The organism is Pseudomonas sp. PK-RTE-24, from assembly GCF_054052265.1.
In genome coordinates this window covers 2310764-2327762 of sequence record NZ_CM133224.1, presented here as the reverse complement: position 1 = coordinate 2327762, position 16999 = coordinate 2310764, and the positions used below count along the sequence as shown (strand labels likewise).

Sequence of the window (16999 nt, the reverse complement as noted above, 5' to 3'; positions counted from 1 at the left end):
CCGCGTTCGCGAGCAGGCTCGCTCCCACATGGGGTCTCCCACAGGGTTCAGCGCTGTTAGAATGCGCGCCTTGTCCCGCCATACCGCAGCGCATAGCCATGACCCAGAACTCCGCCCCCGCCAACACCCACGTCGCTATCATCGGCGGTGGCCCCGCCGGCCTGATGGCAGCCGAAGTGCTGAGCCAGGCCGGAATCCGCGTCGACGTGTACGACGGCATGCCCTCGGTCGGGCGCAAGTTCCTGCTGGCCGGGGTTGGCGGCATGAACATTACCCACTCCGAAGCGTACCCGGCGTTCCTCTCCCGCTACGCTGAACGCGCACCGCAGATCGCCCCGCTGCTGCGCGCATTCGATGCCGATGCCTTGTGCCAGTGGATTCACGATCTGGGCATCGAAACCTTCGTCGGCAGCTCCGGCCGCGTGTTCCCCACCGACATGAAAGCCGCCCCGCTGTTGCGCGCCTGGCTCAAGCGCCTGCGCGACGGTGGCGTGGTTATCCACACACGCCATCGCTGGCTCGGCTGGGACGCAAGCGGTGCACTGCGGATCGCCAGCCCGCAAGGCGAAATCAGCGTAAACCCCGACGCCACCCTGCTCGCCCTCGGCGGCGGCAGTTGGTCGCGGCTGGGCTCGGATGGCGCGTGGATGTTGCCGCTGGAGCAGCGCGGCGTGGATCTGGAACCGTTGCAGCCAAGCAATTGCGGCTTCGAGGTGCAGGCCTGGAGCGAGCTGATGGTGAGCAAATTCGCCGGCGCGCCGCTGAAAAACATTGCCATCGGTTTGAACGACGACATCCCGCGCTTGGGCGAATGCGTGATCACCGCGACCGGCATTGAAGGCAGCCTGATCTATGCGCTGTCGGCGCCGATACGCGAAGAAATCAATCGCTATGGCGCAGCGGTTATCCACATCGACCTGCTGCCCGGCCGGCCTGTGGATAAATTACAGGCGGCGCTGAGCAAACCACGCGGCTCGCGCTCGATGGCCAAGCATCTGCACAGTCAGGTGGGGATTGATGGGGTTAAAGCAGCGTTGTTGCGCGAACTGACCGACGCCGAAACGTTCGCCGATCCGGCGCTCCTGGCGCGAGCGATCAAAGCGTTGCCGCTGACCTTGGTGAAAACCCGTCCGCTGGATGAAGCGATCAGCAGTGCCGGTGGCGTGAGATTCGAGGCGATGGATGAGCGCTTGATGCTCAAGGCGTTGCCGGGGGTGTTTTGCGCCGGCGAGATGCTCGACTGGGAAGCGCCGACGGGCGGCTACTTGCTGACCGGGTGTTTTGCCAGTGGGCGGGCGGCTGGGCTGGGAATCGTGCAATGGCTTAAGCACAAACCCCTGTAGGAGCTGACGAGTGAAACGAGGCTGCGATCTTTTGATCTTCAAAAATCAACATCAAAAGATCGCAGCGTTCCGCAGCTCCTACAGGGAAACGCATCCCCAATGTGAGAGCGAGCCTGCTCGCGAAGGCGTTATCGCAGACGCCGCATCAAATCACGGCTTGCGCTTACGCGGCCCAGTATTGAACACCGGCACTTTGCGCACTGGCTTGATCGATGGCTCCGGTGCCGAGGTCTCGCCGCTGTCGACCCACTTGCCCAGATTGCGTTTTCCACCGCCACCGCCCGAGGCTTTCGGCTTCTTCGGTTTCTTCGGCTTCTTGATCACCTGACCGCTGGCATCGGTATCAGGCACGCGGTGCTCAGGTTCGAAATCCGGCTCGTTCTGGCGCTTCAGGTTCTGCCGCGTCAGCATTTCGATGGCCGAGAGCATGTTCACTTCATCGGCACACACCAGCGAAATCGCCTCACCGGTGGCACCCGCGCGGCCAGTGCGGCCGATGCGGTGAATGTAATCCTCGGCGACGATCGGCAGATCGAAGTTGACCACCAGCGGCAGGTCTTCGATGTCCAGACCACGGGCGGCGACGTCGGTCGCGACCAGAATCTGCACTTCGCTGAGCTTGAAACGGTCCAGCGCGCGCTGGCGCGTGGCCTGCGGTTTGTCGCCATGGATGCCGTCAGCATTCACACCGAGGCCCTGAAGTTTTTCCACCAGCGCATCGACGCCATTGCGGGTTTTGGCGAACACCAGCACCTGCTTCCACTTGTTCTTGCGCATCAGGTGCACGAACAGTTCAGCCTTGCGCTTCTTGTCTACGGTGACGATCCACTGCTTGACCGTGTTGGCAGCGACGTTGCGCGGGCTGACTTCGACGCTCAAAGGATCGTTGAGCATCTGCCCGGCAAGCAGGCGGATATCATCGGAGAAGGTCGCGGAAAACAGCAGGGTCTGGCGCTTTTTCGGCAGCATGCGGTAAATGTTCGCCAGTTCTTCGGAGAAGCCCAGGTCGAGCATACGGTCGGCTTCATCCAGCACCAGCGTTTGCAGTTGATCGAGTTTCAGCGCGTTCTGGCGGAACAGGTCGATCAAGCGACCGGGTGTGGCGACCAGCACATCGACGCCGCCGCGCAGCTTCATCATCTGCGGGTTGATGCTGACACCGCCATACACCGCGTAAGTACGCAGCGGCAGGTTTTCCGCGTACTGGCGCACGGCTTCGTGGACCTGCTCGGCCAGCTCGCGGGTCGGCACCAGAATCAGCGCACGCGCCGAATTGGCGGTGACTTTCGGCCCTTCCATGGTCAGCAACTGCAACAGCGGCAAAGCGAAACCGGCAGTTTTACCGGTGCCGGTCTGGGCCGCTGCCATCAGGTCGCGACCGGCCAGCACCGCCGGAATGGCTTGCGCCTGCACCGGCGTCGGGGTCTGGTAGCCGAGCGTCTCGAGGGAGCGCAGCAAGGGTTCGATCAGGCCAAGGGAGGCGAAAGTCATGGGAGTACCGTAGGAAAAAATGACGCGGGGATGCAATGCCGCGCAGTTTACCCTAATTCGTACGCGCTTCCGTCGGAACGGCTTTCGCCTCTTCGACCGGAAGCTGCGGCGGTCGACGCCACTGCGGCAGGCTGATCAGCAGCACAGCGCTGATGATCACCAGCATCGCCAGCGCTTCTTCGATGCCGATGGTCTCGCCGACAAACACCACACCGAGCAACACCGCCACCGCCGGGTTGACGTAGGCATAACTGGTCGCCGCCGCTGGGCGCACGTGTTTGAGCAGATACATGTAGGAATTGAAGGCGATGATCGAGCCAAAGAAGATCAGATAGGCCAGCGCCAGCCAACCCTCGAGCGGCGGCATGGCTTGCAGGTGCTCGCCACTCAGCGCACTGCCGATCAGCAAGACCACGCCGCCGACGAGCATTTCCACCGCACTGGCCATCGCCCCTGCTGGCAGCGGCAGATGCTTGCTCCATACCGAACCGAACGCCCAGCTCGCCGCCGCGAAGATCAGCAACATCGCGCCGAGCGGGCTCGATTGCAGGTTGGACCCCATGTTGAGCATGGCGATGCCAATAATCCCCAACGCCACACCGGCCCACTCCAGCCGCGTATTGCGCGCGCCCCAGAAGTAGCCGAACAACAAGGTGAACAGTGGCACCGTCGCCACCGCCAGCGCGGCAACGCCGGAAGCCACACCAGTGTGCTCGGCCACGCTGACCGCGCCATTACCAAAACTGAGCAGCAGAATGCCGACCAGCCCCGCCGCTTTCCACTGCGCCCAGGTCGGCGCAGGAGCACCGCGCCAGCGCAGCCAGGCGTACATCAAGCTGCCGGCAATGACGAAGCGCACCCCGGCCAGCAACAGCGGCGGCCAGTATTCGACGCCAATGCGAATCACCAGATAGGTCGATCCCCAAATCACGTACAACGCAAAAAACGCAGCGATCAACGGCAGGGAAAAACGGCGCAATGCAGGCATGGGCAGCTCGACAGTCAGATTCGGTGAACGGTTTATTCTAGAAAGGCTGCCGCGCAAAAATAAGTTACAAAACCTGTTTATCGCGCCGGTACACTTTTGCATGAAAGCAACTGAGACCGACAAGGTCCTTGTGGGAGCGAGCCTGCTCGCGAAAGCGGTGTATCAGTCACAGTTGCGTTGAATGACACACCGCATGGATCGTTCCCACGCTCCGCGTGGGAATGCCTCAACGGACGCTCTGCGTTCGGCTTTGAAAGGGACGCGGAGCGTCCCGGGCTTCATTCCCACGCAGAGCGTGGGAACGATCAGTCGGAGTACCCGGGATCAGCGATAACGCTGCAGATGCTCGCCGACTTTTGCGGCAGGGACTTTCTGCAATTTGCACAGCAGGTCGTGATTCAACTCGCGCACTCCATGTTTGCCCCGCAGCTCTTCAGCCAGATGCGCCATCAGATTGGCGGCCATCTCGGCGTCGGCCATGGCCCGGTGAGCCTGGCCGGTGTGCGGCAACTGCGCGAACGTGGTGAGCGTACCGAGCTTGTGATTCGGCGCCGCCGGCATCAGGCGCCGCGCCAGCAGCAGTGAACAGGCGAAATTCTGCAGGCGTGTGCGTTTGATCCGCCCCAGTTCGAAATCCCAGAACTTCTGGTCGAACGAGGCGTTGTGCGCCAGCAACGGCGTGCAGCCGACGAATTCGTTGACCTCTTCCATCACCCGCTCGGCCGGCGGCGCGGTGCGCAGCATGGCGTTGCTGATGCCGGTCAGTTGCTCGATGAACGCGGGGACGCGCACGCCGGCGTTCATCAGGCTCTGGTAACGCTCGACGATGCGGCCGTTTTCCAGCATGACCACGGCGATTTCCGTGGCGCGGCAGCTGCTGTTCGGCGACAGGCCGGTGGTTTCAAAGTCGATGACTGCGATGCGTTCCAAACCGGGGTGTACTCCGTTCAAATCTATTGTTCAGCTCAGCTCTTGAGCAACAGTGCGCCTTCGATCGGCACGTAGCGGCTGGCGGCGCGGATCAGCGAGTTGGCGGTCAGGCCAGGGACGCCGTAGGCCACCGCTTGCACACCGTGCTTGTTGATGATGCGCTCGAGCAGCATGTCGAAATCGCCGTCACCGGAGGCCAGCACCACTTCGTCGACATGGTCGGCGGCGTCCATGATGTCCAGGGTAATGCCCACGTCCCAGTCACCCTTGGCCGAGCCGTCGCTGCGCTGGATGTAGGGCTTGAGCTTCACGATGAAGCCGAGGTTGCGCAGGATCTGCTGAAACTGCTGCTGCTTGCTGTCGCCACGGTCGATCGCGTAGGCGTAGGCCTCGACGATCTGCCCGTTCTTGCTGATGTCCGCCCACAATGCGGCGTAGTTGAAGTGGCAACCATAGGCCTGACGCACGGTGTAGTAGAGGTTCTGCACATCGGCGAACACTGCGATTTTTTTCACCGGAGTTCCTGTGGGCGCACAAGCGCACGAAGCGGGGTCAGGCGATCAGGCCTGAAAAAGGCGCTCAGTATGCCAGCCAAGAGAAAGATTCAGCGAATAATCACCGGCTGGCGCCGAGGTGTCCCTGACAAACGGTGTTGTGGCGAGGGGATTTAGCGAAACGTCGCACCGCCCCGCTGGGCTGCGCAGCAGTCCTCGCTTTAACCAGGAAAAGCGGGGGCTGCTGCGCAGCCCAGCGGGGATGAATCCCCTCGCCACAGGGTGCATGTCAGCCTTCAGAGGCTATGTCAGACAAAGGAGTCGTCGTCATCGAAGAACGACGAATTGTCGCTGCTGTAATCGGCGTCGCTGAAACCGCCCTGGTCATTGCCAGAGAAGCCGTTGTCCGCCACGCGCTGATCATCGCCCCAGCCGTTGTTGCTCTGGTCGGCGACCTGCGCCGGTTCTTCCTTGATGACCTCGACGATTTCTTCCGGTTGCTGATTGTGGTGGAACAGGCTGCTGATGCCCTGCGCCAGCATCACACCGCCGGCCACGCCAGCGGCGGTTTTCAGCGCGCCGCCGAGGAAGCTGTTGCCCGCCGCCGGGGCTGCCTGCTGCGCATAGTTGGGTGGCGCGGCGCCGAAGCTCTGTTGTGGCGCCGGTGCCTGGTAGCTCTGCTGCGGCGCTGGTTCACGCCAGCCGCCGGAGGACGACGGCGCTGCGCTCTGGCTCGGCGCCGGACGCGAATTGCCGCCACCAAAAATGCTCGACAGAAAGCCACCGCCACCGCTCGCTGCCGCAGCGCCACTCTGGGCCTTGGCCGATTGCAGCTCGGCCTGCAGGCGCTGGACTTGCTGGGTCAGTTGCTTGTTCTGCTCATCGAGGCTTTTCAGCGCGGCCTCTTGCACCAGAATCGCCTGGGTCATGAAATAGCCCGCCGCCGGTTGGCGCGTCAGGTGTTCCTTGATCCGCGCCTCGGCCTGGGCGTCGCGCGGGGCTGCCTCCGTTTCGGCCTGTTGCAGCCGGGAAAACAGTCCATCGATCAGGGTTTGCTCTTCGCTGTTCATGGCGACCTCGTAGATTGCCGGTAATAACGTGCCCGCACCCACTCTGGGCGCGGTGCTCTCCTGTAATGGAGACAGTGACAAAACGTTTCAATGACCTTTACCGAATGTTTACGTTTGTGTCGGCCCGCGTTGCATCGGTTAAAGTGAGCCACTGTTTTCGACCTGCGATACCGACTGATGAATGCCCTCGAAGTACTGCGCGACTCTTTGTATTTTTTCAAACGCCATCTGGGCAGCATCGTGCAGTTGTGCCTGCCGCTGGTGATCGTCGAAGCTTTCTTGCAGCAGGCGGTCGATCACGCCACCGGGCCGGACACCTTCGCCGGAGTCAGCATCATCGTCGGCCTGCTGGTGTATCCGCTGTACACCGCCGCGCTGATCCTGTTTCTCGATGCGCGCAGCCGTGGCGAGTCGCCGCGCAACAGCGACCTGCTGGCGATGGCCGCAACCCTGTGGCCACGCTTCGCCGTGCTGACCGCGCTCAATACCTTGCTGATTCTGCTGGGCCTGTCGCTGTACTTCCTCCCGGGCCTGATGCTGATGGTCATGCTCGCCTTCGCTGAATACCTGTTGGTGCTGCGCGGCCTCGGGCCGTTGCAGGCGATGAAGGAAAGCCTGCGCCTGACGCGCGGGCACTTCTGGCGCATCCTGCTGTGCATTCTCTGCGTGATGACTCCGTTGTGGTTGCTCAAGGGCGCGACGCTTGCGGTGTACCCCGAACCGCAGAATCCGCTGATTGCCGGGCTGATCGACAGCGCTCACAGCTTTCTGCAACTGTTCACCAGTGTGGTGCTGTTCCGCCTGTTCATGCTGATCAGCGAATTGCCTGACAAACGTAACGGAGCGGTCTGACCGCGCCGTGCTTGGGCTTCGCGGCTGCCGTCAGGTATGCTCGGGGCCACTTCCTGTAACGCTATAAGCCGAGCCATGACCCGTCTGCTGCGCTACACCCTGCTTCTCGTCATCCTTGCCGTCGTCCTGTTCGGCGTACTGCTGTTCAGCCTGACCTGGCGCCCCGATGCCCGCGAAACCCTGCCGGTCAGTTGCAACGCCACGGCGCCGACGCTGGTGCCCGGGCAAGCACTGAAAGTCATGACCTGGAACGTGCAGTTCCTCGCCGGCAAGCGCTACGTATTCTGGAATGACCTGGCTCAGGGCGACGACGAAGCGCCGACCGCCGAAGACATGGCCTTCAGCCTCGACGAAGTGGCGCGGGTGATCCGCGACGAACAACCCGATGTGGTGCTGTTGCAGGAGCTCGACGACGGCGCCAAGGCCAGCGACTACCAGAATCAGCTAAAGCTGTTGCAGGAACGTGTCGCCGATCTGTACCCGTGCAGCACCAGCGCCTTCGACTGGAAGGCGGATTTTGTTCCCGAGCCACATATCTACGGCAGCGTCGGCCGCCAGTTGGCGACGTTGAGTCGCTATCGCATCGAACACGCCGAACGCCTGCAACTGCCCGTGGCCCCGAGCAACTTCATCAGCCGCCAGTTCCAGCCCAAAGACGCTTTGCTGGCAGTCAAACTGCCGCTCAGCGATGGCGGACAACTGACCGTGTTCAACACCCACTTGCAGCGCGCCAGCCAGGCGGACGGCCACTTGCAGGCGCAAGTCGCCGCCGTGGCCAAGGTGCTAGACAAATATGAAAGCCAAGGCCTGCCCTGGCTGATCGGTGGCGATTTCAATCTGTTGCCGCTGGGCCAGTACCGACGCCTGCCCGTCGAGCGGCGCGCGCCCTACTCTGCCGACAGCGAACTGCATCTGCTGTGGGACAAGTACCCGATGATCCCGACCAACAACGAGGCTGGCGGCATCGACCGGGCCAAATGGCTGACCCATTACCCCAACGACCCCGGCCTCAACGGCCCGGATCGCACGGTGGATTATCTGTTCTACAGCCCGAAGCTCAAACGAGTGCAAGCGCAGGTGCGGCAGGACGATACCTTGCGCATCTCCGACCACATGCCGGTGATTGCGCGGTTCCTCCTGCCTGCTGCGCCCTGAGCGCTCTGCCCTTAGAAGCCGGGCGGAATGTAACCGGGGACAAACCGGACGCCCAGGCACTTGCCATGCAGGATTCGCCCGTCCTCGATCAGGAACTGTGCAATCTTCTTCTGTTGATCGATCTTCGCCTGCAATTTGCAATCGGAACTGTGCCCAACTTGCTGATAATGCTCGGTGTACACCATGCCGTTGCCGGTATGGGTCATCGAAGTGCCAGCCGCTTCGGTGGTGGTCCAGCTCGCGGACTTGTACCAGGTCAGCACGGCCAAGGGTTCGCCATTTGGGCCAATTTCTTTTTTCATCGAATCAGGCGTGCCGAACAGGTCCAGTGCTTCCTGGAGATCGCGGCCTTCCCAGCGGCTCTGCGCGATAGTGCCACAACCGCTCAAGAGCAATCCTGCCACCAGGGTTGCCAGCCACAAACGTGTGTAAGTCATTGGATGCCCCGGCTTATTTCTTCAGTTCGAGCAGGCTGTCGATGTTGTCCATCATCTGGCTCTTTTGCTGAATCGGCGCGAGCTTGAAGAACATCTGCTGCAGCATCTCGATCATCTGCAGGTATTCCATCTTGCCCACTGCGGCCATGTCGTTTTTGGCGCGACTGCCAGGGGCGCAGGCAAACTTCAGCGCTTGCTGGACCCAGAACTCTTTGGGGGCCTGCCATTGATTGGCAACTTTCAGATGACGCATGGTGTAGGCAAGACGCTCGATGGACTGGCCATTGATAAAACGCACCTTGCCCGTAGAGCATTGGGCTTCGAGGTTGTAGACGTCGATCATCGGTTTGCCCGGCTCTTCATACACCAGGGTCACTGCGACCATGGTCGCGCCTTTGGTTTTCTGCGAAGGCACGACCGAGGTGGCATCAGCGACGTACATGATGTTTTTCTGGGGCACGCCGTTGCCGTAGATAATCCACCAGTCGCCAATCGGGTTGGACTCTTCGGCCATTGCCGGATCAGAGGCGGCCAGCAGCGCAGCCGACAAGAAGATCAACTTCTTGAACTTGAAGAAAGAGCTCATGGGCAGTTCCGTTCCTTGGGCGCAAGTTGTCAGGCAACAAGGCTTGTTATTGTTCAGGCGGCGATTTTGCGAGCCTGAACAACCAAGGGCAATTAGCACGGATGGGCTAATGGCACGCAGCCATTGCGGGTCAGGTGCCCCGTGGTCTCGCCCGCGCCGTGGCTTCGGCGATCAAAGGATCGTCCGGCCAATAATGCTTCGGATAACGCCCCTTCAGATCCTTCTTCACCTCGGCATAGGTGCTGCGCCAGAAGTTGGCCAGGTCCTGCGTGACCTGCACCGGTCGCCGCGCTGGCGACAGCAGATGCAGCTTGACCACTTGCCGGCCGCCGGCGATCCGTGGCGTATCGGCCAGACCAAACAGCTCTTGCAAACGCACCGCGAGAATCGGTGGATGTTCGCTGTAATCCAGACGAATCGATGAACCCGACGGCACGCTCAAATGATGCGGCGCCAGCTCGTCGAGTTTCTGTGGCAGCGGCCACGGCAGCAGATTGCGCACGATGCTCGACAGGTCGAGGTTGGCGAAATGGCTCAGCCGCGAGACCTTGCCCAGATACGGCAGCAACCAGTCTTCCAGGGTATTGAGCAGCGCTGCATCGCTGACATCCGGCCATTGGCTGTCGTCCTGAGTGTTCAGATCGAGCTGACGCAGCAGCGCCACCCGCGCCTGCCACTGGCGCAGTTCTGGCGTCCATGGCAGCAGCTCCAGACCCTTGCGTCGCACCAGATTGACCAGGGCCTGACTGCGCGCGTTTTCATCCAGACCGGTCAACGGTTCGCGGCTGAGAATCAGCTCGCCGACCTTGCGCTGGCGCTCGGCACGCAGCACGCCTTCGCGTTCATCCCAATCGAGTTGGTCGACGCTGCGCACTTGCTCGGCGAGCACCGAATCGAACAGCGCCGGATCGAAATCCGCCGCCAGATAGATGCGTTCTTCGCGCTGGCCCTGACGGCTGCCGAGGTCGGCGATGACAATCCACTCATGCTTCATCAAGCTGTCGGCCTCAGCGAACAGCGCGGCGCGACCGCTGGCCAAGCGGTATTCGGCCCCCCCGGCACGCCGTTGCTGGGCGACGCGATCCGGGTAGGCCAGCGCCAATAGCGCGCCGAGCCAGCGTGGATGCTCGGGATCGTTTACCGGTTCGCTCGGCTTGCCGCGCAGATAGCCGCGATATTGCCGAGCCAATTGCCGGGCACGTTGCACCCCGCCCTGCGCCCCACGACCGGCACGTTCTTGGCCAGAAAGCAGGACCAATCGGCTGTGCAGATCCGCGCCAGCGCCGCGCAGGATATCGCGCTCGCCGAGCAGCGCCGCCACATCGCAGGCCATCGCCGCCAGCCCCAATGCCTGACCGCGCAACAGCAAATGCGCAATGCGCGGATGCGCCGGCAATTCAGCCATCGCCTGGCCGTGGGCCGTCAGCGTGTCGCCGTGCAAGGCGCCGAGCCGTTGCAGCAGATCCTGCGCTTGCGCATACGCGGCCGCTGGCGGCACATCCAGCCAGACCAGTTCGCCCGGGGTCACGCCCCAGCGCCCCAGCTGCAAAGCGAGGCTGGCCAGATCCGCCGAGAGAATTTCCGCGCTGCCATAGGCCGCCAGCTGTTCGTGCTGATCCTGTGACCACAGGCGATAACACACGCCCGGCTCCAATCGCCCGGCGCGGCCGGCACGCTGGGTGGCGCTGGCCTTGGAGATGCGTTGAGTGTCAAGGCGGGTCATGCCGCTGCCCGGGTCGAAACGCGGCACCCGCGCCAGCCCGGCATCGATGACCACGCGCACGCCGTTGATGGTCAGGCTGGTCTCGGCGATGTTGGTTGCCAGCACCACTTTGCGCTGACCGGGCGGCGCCGGATCGATTGCCGCGCGTTGCGCATTGAGGTCGAGTTCACCGTGCAACGGGCACAGCAAAACGTCTTTGCGCTCGCCGATTGCGTCGGCCAATTGCTGATGCACGCGACGGATCTCCGCCTGTCCCGGCAAGAACACCAACAGGCTGCCGGTCTCGTCGTGCAGCGCTTCGAGCACGGTTTGGGTAACGCGCTGGTCGATGTATTCGCCTGGCTGAAACGGCCGGCCCCAGCGCATCGTCACCGGGTACATGCGGCCTTCGCTGCGCAGGATCGGCGCGTCATCGAGCAAGCCCGCCAGGCGCTCGCCTTCGAGGGTGGCCGACATCAGCAGAATCTTCAGCGGCTGTTCAGCGCGAAACAGCTCGCGACCGTTCAGACTGAGGGCCAGCGCCAGATCGGCGTCGAGACTGCGTTCATGAAATTCGTCGAAGATCAGTAAGCCCACACCCTCCAGCGCCGGGTCGTCCTGCAAGCGCCGGGTGAGAATGCCTTCGGTGACCACTTCGATACGCGTCTTCGGGCCGACTTTGCTGTCGAGGCGGATGCGATAGCCGACGGTTTCACCGACCTGCTCGCCGAGCTCGCTGGCCAAACGTTCCGCCGCTGCGCGCGCGGCCAGACGCCGTGGTTCGAGCATGACGATGGTCTGCCCGGCCAGCCAGGCTTCGTTGAGCAAGGCCAAGGGCACGCGGGTGGTCTTACCGGCGCCGGGCGGTGCTTCGAGCACGGCTTCGTTGCGTGACGCAAGGGCTTCACGCAGGGCGGGTAAAACATCGTCGATCGGCAAAGAAATCATGCTGGCTCCCAAACAGAGCGGCGAGTATAACGACGAACTGTCTGACGTTCGTCAGGGTCTTAACTTCACAAGACGAAGCTTCGTTATTTGATGACTCAGGAGACATTTCCATGCGCTTACCCTCTCGCCTGATCGGCGGTGTTCTGGTCACCACTCTGCTCACGCAACTCACGGCGTGCGGTTCGATTTTCTACCCGGACCGCCGTGGCCAGATCGACGGCAAGATCGACCCGGCGATTGCCGTGCTCGATGCCGTCGGCCTGCTGTTCTACATCATTCCCGGGCTGATCGCGTTTGCCGTCGACTTCGCCACTGGGGCGATCTATTTCGAACCGGGCCACACCGCGCAGATCGATCCGGCCAAGCTCAAGCAAGCCATCGGCCCGGACGGTCAGGTCGACAATCACAAGTTGCAGGCGATTCTCGAGAGCGAACTGGGTAAAGACTTTCCTCTCGACGACCCGCGCCTGATCCAGCACAAGGGCAGCACTCAGCAACTGGCGATGTTCGGCCTGCAACCCGCCGCTTGAATAAGGACGTTCAATGACCTCCAGCCCCGAACACGCCCGCCTGCTGCGGCTGGCGACCCGCGCCTCGGTGGCGGTCGCGTGCACGCTGATCATCGCCAAAGCGATTGCCTGGTGGCTCAGCGGATCGGTGAGCATGCTCGCCGGCCTCACCGACTCGGCGCTGGATGGCGTCACCTCGATGCTCAATCTGCTGGCGGTGCATTACGCCTTGCGCCCGGCGGATGACGATCACCGTTATGGCCACGGCAAAGCCGAATCGTTGGCGGGCATGGCCCAGGCGTTGTTCATTGGTGGCAGCGCGGTGTTGATCGCGTTTCAGGCCTACGAGCGCTTGCAGAAACCAGAGCCGCTTGGCGCGCCGTGGCTGAGCATCGGTGTGATCGTTTTTTCCCTGCTGCTGACCGCGGCGCTGCTGATGTTGCAGCACCGGGTGATCAAGCAGACCGGCTCCAACGCCGTGCGTGCCGACTCGCTGCATTACCGTTCGGACCTGCTGCTCAACGGCAGCATCCTGATCGCGCTGGTGTTGGCCGGGATGGGTTTTGCACAACTGGACGCGTGGTTCGGGCTGGGAATCGCCGTGTACATTTTCTGGAGTGCGATCCAGATCGCCCGGGAAAGTTTTTCGGTGTTGATGGACGAGGAGTTGCCGACCGATGTCAGCCAGCACATGCTTGAGCTGGCGTGCAGCGTGCCGGGGGTGCTCGGTGCGCATGACTTGCGCACGCGGATCTCGGGCAACCACTGGTTCGTGCAATTGCACCTGGAATTGCCGGGCGAACTGACCCTGTCAGTCGCCCATGGCATCAGCGATCAAGCGGCGGCGGCGATTCACAGGGCTTATCCGAAGGCCGAAGTGCTGGTGCACGCCGACCCACAGGAAGTGGTGCTCGCCGCCCGCACTCAATAATTGACTTGGTAACCGCGACTGCTCAGGCAGTTGCCCTGCGCCTGGCGATAAGCCTGAACCACCTCGGGCGCCGGTTGGTAGGTCGCGGTGCGCGGGTCGAAACCGCTTTGCTGCACAGCGTACTGCGAGCACTGGTAACCGTCCTGCTGCACCTGCTGCGGTGACTGGCCGTTGGCCGGGTAGGCTTCGACGTCATAGCCTTGAGATTGCGGTTGCGGCGGTTGCTGCAGCGGCGGCTCGACGACCACGTAATCCTGCGTTGCCTCTTGATAGGCGTAATACGAGCCGGCGGCGAGGAACAGCAGCGAGCCGCCGATCCACACTTCACGGGCGTAATCCGGCAAATACTGGATGCGGATCCCGCGCGGCGGCTGCACGACGATGTAACGCGGGCCTTGCGGGCGATACCAGTAGCCGCCGGAATAGAAGTAATCCTGACCGCGATACGGCACGCGGTAATCACGATCCGGGAAACGATCGATCACATGGCCCGGACGATATTGTGGGCCAGGCCCCCAGCCATTGCCATGACCGTTCGGCCGTCCCGGCCAGCGGTTGTCATCGGGACGTGGCCGCGTCTGCCATTGCTGATTGTGGTAACCGTTCTGCGGGCGCTCGTCGCGGTAGTAACCCTGACGCGGCTCCTGAGTCTGGTGCACGGCGTCGGGTCGCGGCTGGATCGGCAGGTTGTTGCCCGGCTGGCGAGGCGGTTCTGGACGATCATCGACACGGTTGCGGTTCTGCCATTGACCGTCATTGTTATGCGGCTGGCCGTTGTGCTCGAACTGACGGCTGTTGTCGCCACGGATAATCCCGTCGTTCTGCGGCCCGTTGCCCGGCCCGCGATTCTGCGGCTCATCGGCCAGCGCTTGCGCACTGACACCCACACACAGCAAACCAACACCGGCCAGACGCCAGATGCGCGAATTCATGCTTTTCCTCACTGTGGGAGCCTGTCGTTGGCAGGGCTTGTTGCTGAGACTCGAAACAGCCCCATCGGGTTCTGCAACAGGTTATCAGTCGCGCGACTTATTTATTGAGGCGCCAACATGAAATCGCAGGCAAGAAAAAAGGGAGACCCGTCGGCCTCCCTTCTGGAGAACTTCGTCCTGGCTCGACGCTTTTGACGTCGGCTCACCTCACGCTGTCTTCTGGGCAGTGTGCAGCTCGGGGGCCGGCACATCCCCGGTGGGGGTGGCGGCCTCGGCGGGCCTGATTGGGCGGGCCGCGTGGACTGTGTTACCGAGCAGTGATTCTGGTGTTAAGAATAAGCCTGAGGCTGCGACACAGGATTGCGAAAATTGCTCAATTAAACACCGCTTGCGCAATTTTTAACCCTGGATAGATAATCTGCCGCAATAGTTACGACCAAGGACAGATTGATGAGCAAACTTGACCGGTATGACCTGAGTATTTTGGCGGAATTGCAGCGCGACGCCCGTATCTCCAACCAGGAACTGGCCGAACGCATCGGTCTGTCGCCCTCGCCTTGCTCGCGCCGGGTCAAGCAGCTGGAAGACGATGGCTATATCTCGCGCCAGGTGGCGCTGCTCGATCGCAAGATGCTCGGCTTGAGCCTGACGGCGTATGTACTGATCGGCATGGACCGGCACACCCCCGAGCGCTTCGAGAATTTCGAGGCGGCAATCCGCACGTTGCCGCAAGTGCTGGAATGCAGTCTGGTGACCGGAGTGGATGCCGACTACCAGTTGAAAGTGGTGGTGCCGGATATGGATCACTATCAAAAGTTGCTGTTGGGGCATCTGACCCGGATCGAGGGGGTCACCAGCGTGCGGTCGAGTTTTGTGCTGAATCAGGTTTTGAACAGTACTGAATTGCCGCTGACTCATTTGCGTAGCTAAGCAAAAGCCCCTCACCCCAGCCCTCTCCCGGAGGGAGAGGGAGCCGGCCGAGAGATGTTCTAGAAGCACGCCGACCTGAAAGTTCTGTTGTGAATCCATAATCGACTCGATATTCAGGTCGATGTAAGACGCCAGACACCTCGGTCAGTCCCCTCTCCCGGAGGGAGAGGGAGCCGACCTAGAGATGCTCTAGAAGTACGCCGACCTGAAAGTTCTGTTGTGAATCCATAATCGACTCGATATTTCAGGTCGATGTAAGACGCCAGACGCCTCGGTCAGTCCCCTCTCCCGGAGGGAGAGGGAGCCGACCGAGAGATGCTCTAGAAGTACGCCGACCTGAAAGTTCTGTTGTGAATCCATAATCGACTCGATATTTCAGGTCGATGTAAGACGCCAGACACCTCGGTCAGTCCCCTCTCCCGGAGGGAGAGGGAGCCGACCTAGAGATGCTCTAGAAGTACGCCGACCTGAAAGTTCTGTTGTGAATCCATAATCGACTCGATATTTCAGGTCGATGTAAGACGCCAGACACCTCGGTCAATCCCCTCTCCCGGAGGGAGAGGGAGCCGACCTAGAGATGCTCTAGAAGTACGCCGACCTGAAAGTTCTGTTGTGAATCCATAAGCGACTCGATATTTCAGGTCGATGTAAGACGCCAGACACCTCGGTCAGTCCCCTCTCCCTCCGGGAGAGGGTTAGGGTGAGGGCAACAATTGCGGATCAGACCCAGATCAATGCCACCCCACCGACCATGGCGTATACTCGCCGCCGCCCTTTCAGCCCTGTCCGCGCCGGAGATCGCCAATGGATCCAGCACTGTTCGAAGAGTGGATGATGACCGGTCTGGTCAGCATCCTGATCATTTTCATGGGTTTCATCGTCTGGGATCTGGCGAAGAAGTCCAAGGCCGGGCGGTTCGGCTCGTTCATTCTGTTTTTCGTGCTGGGCCTGGGCGTGGCCGCGTTCATCATCAAGAGTGTGGTGATCGGCCTGATCGAATCCGGCGCCTTATAAGCGCGCCGGCACTTCCCGCCACTGGCCCTGATCCAGCCCTTCAAGGGTCCAGTCACCAATCCTGACTCGCACCAGACGCAACGTCGGCAGCCCGACGGCCGCCGTCATGCGCCGCACCTGACGGTTGCGCCCTTCGCGAATCACCAGTTCCAGCCATGAAGTCGGTATGGTCGCGCGAAAGCGTACAGGCGGATTGCGCGGCCACAACTGCGGCTCAGCCAGTTGCCGCGCTTGGGCGGGCAGAGTCATGCCGTCATTCAGCTCGACGCCATCACGCAGGCGCTGCAACTGCTCAGCCGTCGGCTCGCCCTCCACCTGCACCCAATAGGTCTTCGCCAGTTTGTGTTTCGGATCGGCGATGCGCGCCTGCAACTGGCCGTCGTTGGTCAGCAGCAACAAACCTTCGCTGTCGCGATCCAGACGTCCGGCCGGGTAAATCCCTGGCACATCGATGTAATCCTTGAGTGTCGCCCGCCCTTCACCGTCGCTGAACTGCGTCAGCACATCGAAGGGTTTGTTGAACAGGATCAGTTTCGGCTCGGCCGGTGGTGCCTTGGCAACACGGCGCGGGGCAGAAGACTGAGGTTTCACACCGGGACGGCGGGAAGGTGGACGCGGGGGACGGGACATAAGAGACAGAACATTTAGCGATCAGGGCTGACAATGCTAGTGCCCCGACCGCCAAAT

The 16999-nt window shown here is 61.7% G+C and carries 17 protein-coding genes; 7 read left to right on the top strand and 10 right to left on the bottom strand.

Annotation, left to right across the window (positions count from 1 at the left end; genetic code table 11):
• Positions 1–98 precede the first annotated feature (98 nt).
• Positions 99–1343, top strand: a complete 1245-nt coding sequence (locus ACV8MC_RS10395; protein WP_457265200.1) for a TIGR03862 family flavoprotein — start codon at positions 99–101, stop codon at positions 1341–1343.
• A gap of 150 nt (positions 1344–1493) precedes the next feature.
• Here the strand turns inward: ACV8MC_RS10395 and ACV8MC_RS10390 are convergent, their stop codons facing one another.
• The 5 genes from ACV8MC_RS10390 to ACV8MC_RS10370 all read right to left on the bottom strand — a co-directional run bounded on the left by ACV8MC_RS10390 (position 1494) and on the right by ACV8MC_RS10370 (position 6316).
• Positions 1494–2834: a DEAD/DEAH box helicase gene (locus tag ACV8MC_RS10390; RefSeq protein ID WP_041477749.1), complete on the bottom strand. Its 1341-nt coding sequence runs from the start codon at positions 2832–2834 to the stop codon at positions 1494–1496.
• A 52-nt stretch (positions 2835–2886) separates the two neighbouring features.
• A complete protein-coding gene (gene yedA, locus ACV8MC_RS10385) occupies positions 2887–3822 on the bottom strand; it encodes a drug/metabolite exporter YedA (protein ID WP_375122721.1) in 936 nt (311 codons plus the stop codon).
• A 324-nt stretch (positions 3823–4146) separates the two neighbouring features.
• Entirely contained in the window at positions 4147–4752 is a 606-nt protein-coding gene (locus ACV8MC_RS10380; protein ID WP_095181881.1) for a 3'-5' exonuclease, read from the bottom strand.
• 35 nt (positions 4753–4787) lie between these two features.
• Positions 4788–5267: a LabA-like NYN domain-containing protein gene (locus ACV8MC_RS10375; protein WP_095181882.1), complete on the bottom strand. Its 480-nt coding sequence runs from the start codon at positions 5265–5267 to the stop codon at positions 4788–4790.
• 287 nt (positions 5268–5554) lie between these two features.
• A complete protein-coding gene (locus ACV8MC_RS10370; RefSeq protein ID WP_457265196.1) occupies positions 5555–6316 on the bottom strand; it encodes a DUF2076 domain-containing protein in 762 nt (253 codons plus the stop codon).
• Positions 6317–6493: 177 nt separating this feature from the next.
• On the opposite strand from ACV8MC_RS10370, the gene ACV8MC_RS10365 reads away from it, so the two are divergent.
• Positions 6494–7168, top strand: a complete 675-nt coding sequence (locus tag ACV8MC_RS10365) for a YciC family protein (protein WP_252868332.1) — start codon at positions 6494–6496, stop codon at positions 7166–7168.
• A 75-nt stretch (positions 7169–7243) separates the two neighbouring features.
• Positions 7244–8323, top strand: a complete 1080-nt coding sequence (locus ACV8MC_RS10360; RefSeq protein WP_457265194.1) for an endonuclease/exonuclease/phosphatase family protein — start codon at positions 7244–7246, stop codon at positions 8321–8323.
• 11 nt (positions 8324–8334) lie between these two features.
• Here the strand turns inward: ACV8MC_RS10360 and ACV8MC_RS10355 are convergent, their stop codons facing one another.
• From ACV8MC_RS10355 to hrpB, 3 genes are all read right to left on the bottom strand, one after another.
• Positions 8335–8760 (bottom strand): hypothetical protein, encoded by a 426-nt coding sequence (locus tag ACV8MC_RS10355; RefSeq protein ID WP_052392144.1) that lies wholly within the window; start codon positions 8758–8760, stop codon positions 8335–8337.
• 13 nt (positions 8761–8773) lie between these two features.
• Positions 8774–9346, bottom strand: coding sequence for a hypothetical protein (locus tag ACV8MC_RS10350; RefSeq protein ID WP_457265191.1), 573 nt, complete (start codon positions 9344–9346; stop codon positions 8774–8776).
• Between the two features lie 130 nt (positions 9347–9476).
• Positions 9477–11996 carry an ATP-dependent helicase HrpB gene (gene hrpB / locus ACV8MC_RS10345; RefSeq protein WP_457265189.1) on the bottom strand — a complete coding sequence of 840 codons (2520 nt, stop codon included), beginning with the start codon at positions 11994–11996 and terminating at the stop codon, positions 9477–9479.
• Positions 11997–12106: 110 nt separating this feature from the next.
• Between hrpB and ACV8MC_RS10340 the strand changes: the two genes are divergently transcribed.
• Both ACV8MC_RS10340 and ACV8MC_RS10335 read left to right on the top strand, forming a co-directional pair.
• Positions 12107–12526, top strand: a complete 420-nt coding sequence (locus tag ACV8MC_RS10340; protein WP_252876951.1) for a polyribonucleotide nucleotidyltransferase — start codon at positions 12107–12109, stop codon at positions 12524–12526.
• A 13-nt stretch (positions 12527–12539) separates the two neighbouring features.
• The gene (locus ACV8MC_RS10335; protein WP_457265187.1) at positions 12540–13436 is read left to right on the top strand and encodes a cation diffusion facilitator family transporter; all 897 of its coding nucleotides are present in this window, start codon (positions 12540–12542) and stop codon (positions 13434–13436) included.
• Here ACV8MC_RS10335 and ACV8MC_RS10330 read toward each other — a convergent pair.
• The gene (locus ACV8MC_RS10330) at positions 13430–14368 is read right to left on the bottom strand and encodes a DUF6515 family protein (RefSeq protein ID WP_252876952.1); all 939 of its coding nucleotides are present in this window, start codon (positions 14366–14368) and stop codon (positions 13430–13432) included. The two genes, ACV8MC_RS10335 and ACV8MC_RS10330, sit on opposite strands and share 7 nt — an antisense overlap.
• Positions 14369–14818: 450 nt before the next feature.
• On the opposite strand from ACV8MC_RS10330, the gene ACV8MC_RS10325 reads away from it, so the two are divergent.
• Both ACV8MC_RS10325 and ACV8MC_RS10320 read left to right on the top strand, forming a co-directional pair.
• Positions 14819–15298, top strand: a complete 480-nt coding sequence (locus ACV8MC_RS10325) for an Lrp/AsnC family transcriptional regulator (RefSeq protein WP_007909658.1) — start codon at positions 14819–14821, stop codon at positions 15296–15298.
• 804 nt (positions 15299–16102) lie between these two features.
• Positions 16103–16312 (top strand): DUF2788 domain-containing protein, encoded by a 210-nt coding sequence (locus tag ACV8MC_RS10320; RefSeq protein ID WP_016773053.1) that lies wholly within the window; start codon positions 16103–16105, stop codon positions 16310–16312.
• Here ACV8MC_RS10320 and ACV8MC_RS10315 read toward each other — a convergent pair.
• Positions 16307–16942, bottom strand: a complete 636-nt coding sequence (locus ACV8MC_RS10315) for a pseudouridine synthase (protein WP_056790617.1) — start codon at positions 16940–16942, stop codon at positions 16307–16309. The two genes, ACV8MC_RS10320 and ACV8MC_RS10315, sit on opposite strands and share 6 nt — an antisense overlap.
• Positions 16943–16999 lie beyond the last annotated feature (57 nt).

Bases quoted from the DNA above. Each gene is read 5' to 3' on its own strand.
- ACV8MC_RS10395 (WP_457265200.1), top strand. From the start codon at position 99: ATGACCCAGAACTCCGCCCCCGCCAACACCCACGTCGCTATCATCGGC.
- ACV8MC_RS10390 (WP_041477749.1), bottom strand. From the start codon at position 2,834: ATGACTTTCGCCTCCCTTGGCCTGATCGAACCCTTGCTGCGCTCCCTC.
- yedA (WP_375122721.1), bottom strand. From the start codon at position 3,822: ATGCCTGCATTGCGCCGTTTTTCCCTGCCGTTGATCGCTGCGTTTTTT.
- ACV8MC_RS10370 (WP_457265196.1), bottom strand. From the start codon at position 6,316: ATGAACAGCGAAGAGCAAACCCTGATCGATGGACTGTTTTCCCGGCTG.
- ACV8MC_RS10365 (WP_252868332.1), top strand. From the start codon at position 6,494: ATGAATGCCCTCGAAGTACTGCGCGACTCTTTGTATTTTTTCAAACGC.
- ACV8MC_RS10360 (WP_457265194.1), top strand. From the start codon at position 7,244: ATGACCCGTCTGCTGCGCTACACCCTGCTTCTCGTCATCCTTGCCGTC.
- ACV8MC_RS10355 (WP_052392144.1), bottom strand. From the start codon at position 8,760: ATGACTTACACACGTTTGTGGCTGGCAACCCTGGTGGCAGGATTGCTC.
- ACV8MC_RS10350 (WP_457265191.1), bottom strand. From the start codon at position 9,346: ATGAGCTCTTTCTTCAAGTTCAAGAAGTTGATCTTCTTGTCGGCTGCG.
- hrpB (WP_457265189.1), bottom strand. From the start codon at position 11,996: ATGATTTCTTTGCCGATCGACGATGTTTTACCCGCCCTGCGTGAAGCC.
- ACV8MC_RS10340 (WP_252876951.1), top strand. From the start codon at position 12,107: ATGCGCTTACCCTCTCGCCTGATCGGCGGTGTTCTGGTCACCACTCTG.
- ACV8MC_RS10335 (WP_457265187.1), top strand. From the start codon at position 12,540: ATGACCTCCAGCCCCGAACACGCCCGCCTGCTGCGGCTGGCGACCCGC.
- ACV8MC_RS10330 (WP_252876952.1), bottom strand. From the start codon at position 14,368: ATGAATTCGCGCATCTGGCGTCTGGCCGGTGTTGGTTTGCTGTGTGTG.
- ACV8MC_RS10325 (WP_007909658.1), top strand. From the start codon at position 14,819: ATGAGCAAACTTGACCGGTATGACCTGAGTATTTTGGCGGAATTGCAG.
- ACV8MC_RS10320 (WP_016773053.1), top strand. From the start codon at position 16,103: ATGGATCCAGCACTGTTCGAAGAGTGGATGATGACCGGTCTGGTCAGC.
- ACV8MC_RS10315 (WP_056790617.1), bottom strand. From the start codon at position 16,942: ATGTCCCGTCCCCCGCGTCCACCTTCCCGCCGTCCCGGTGTGAAACCT.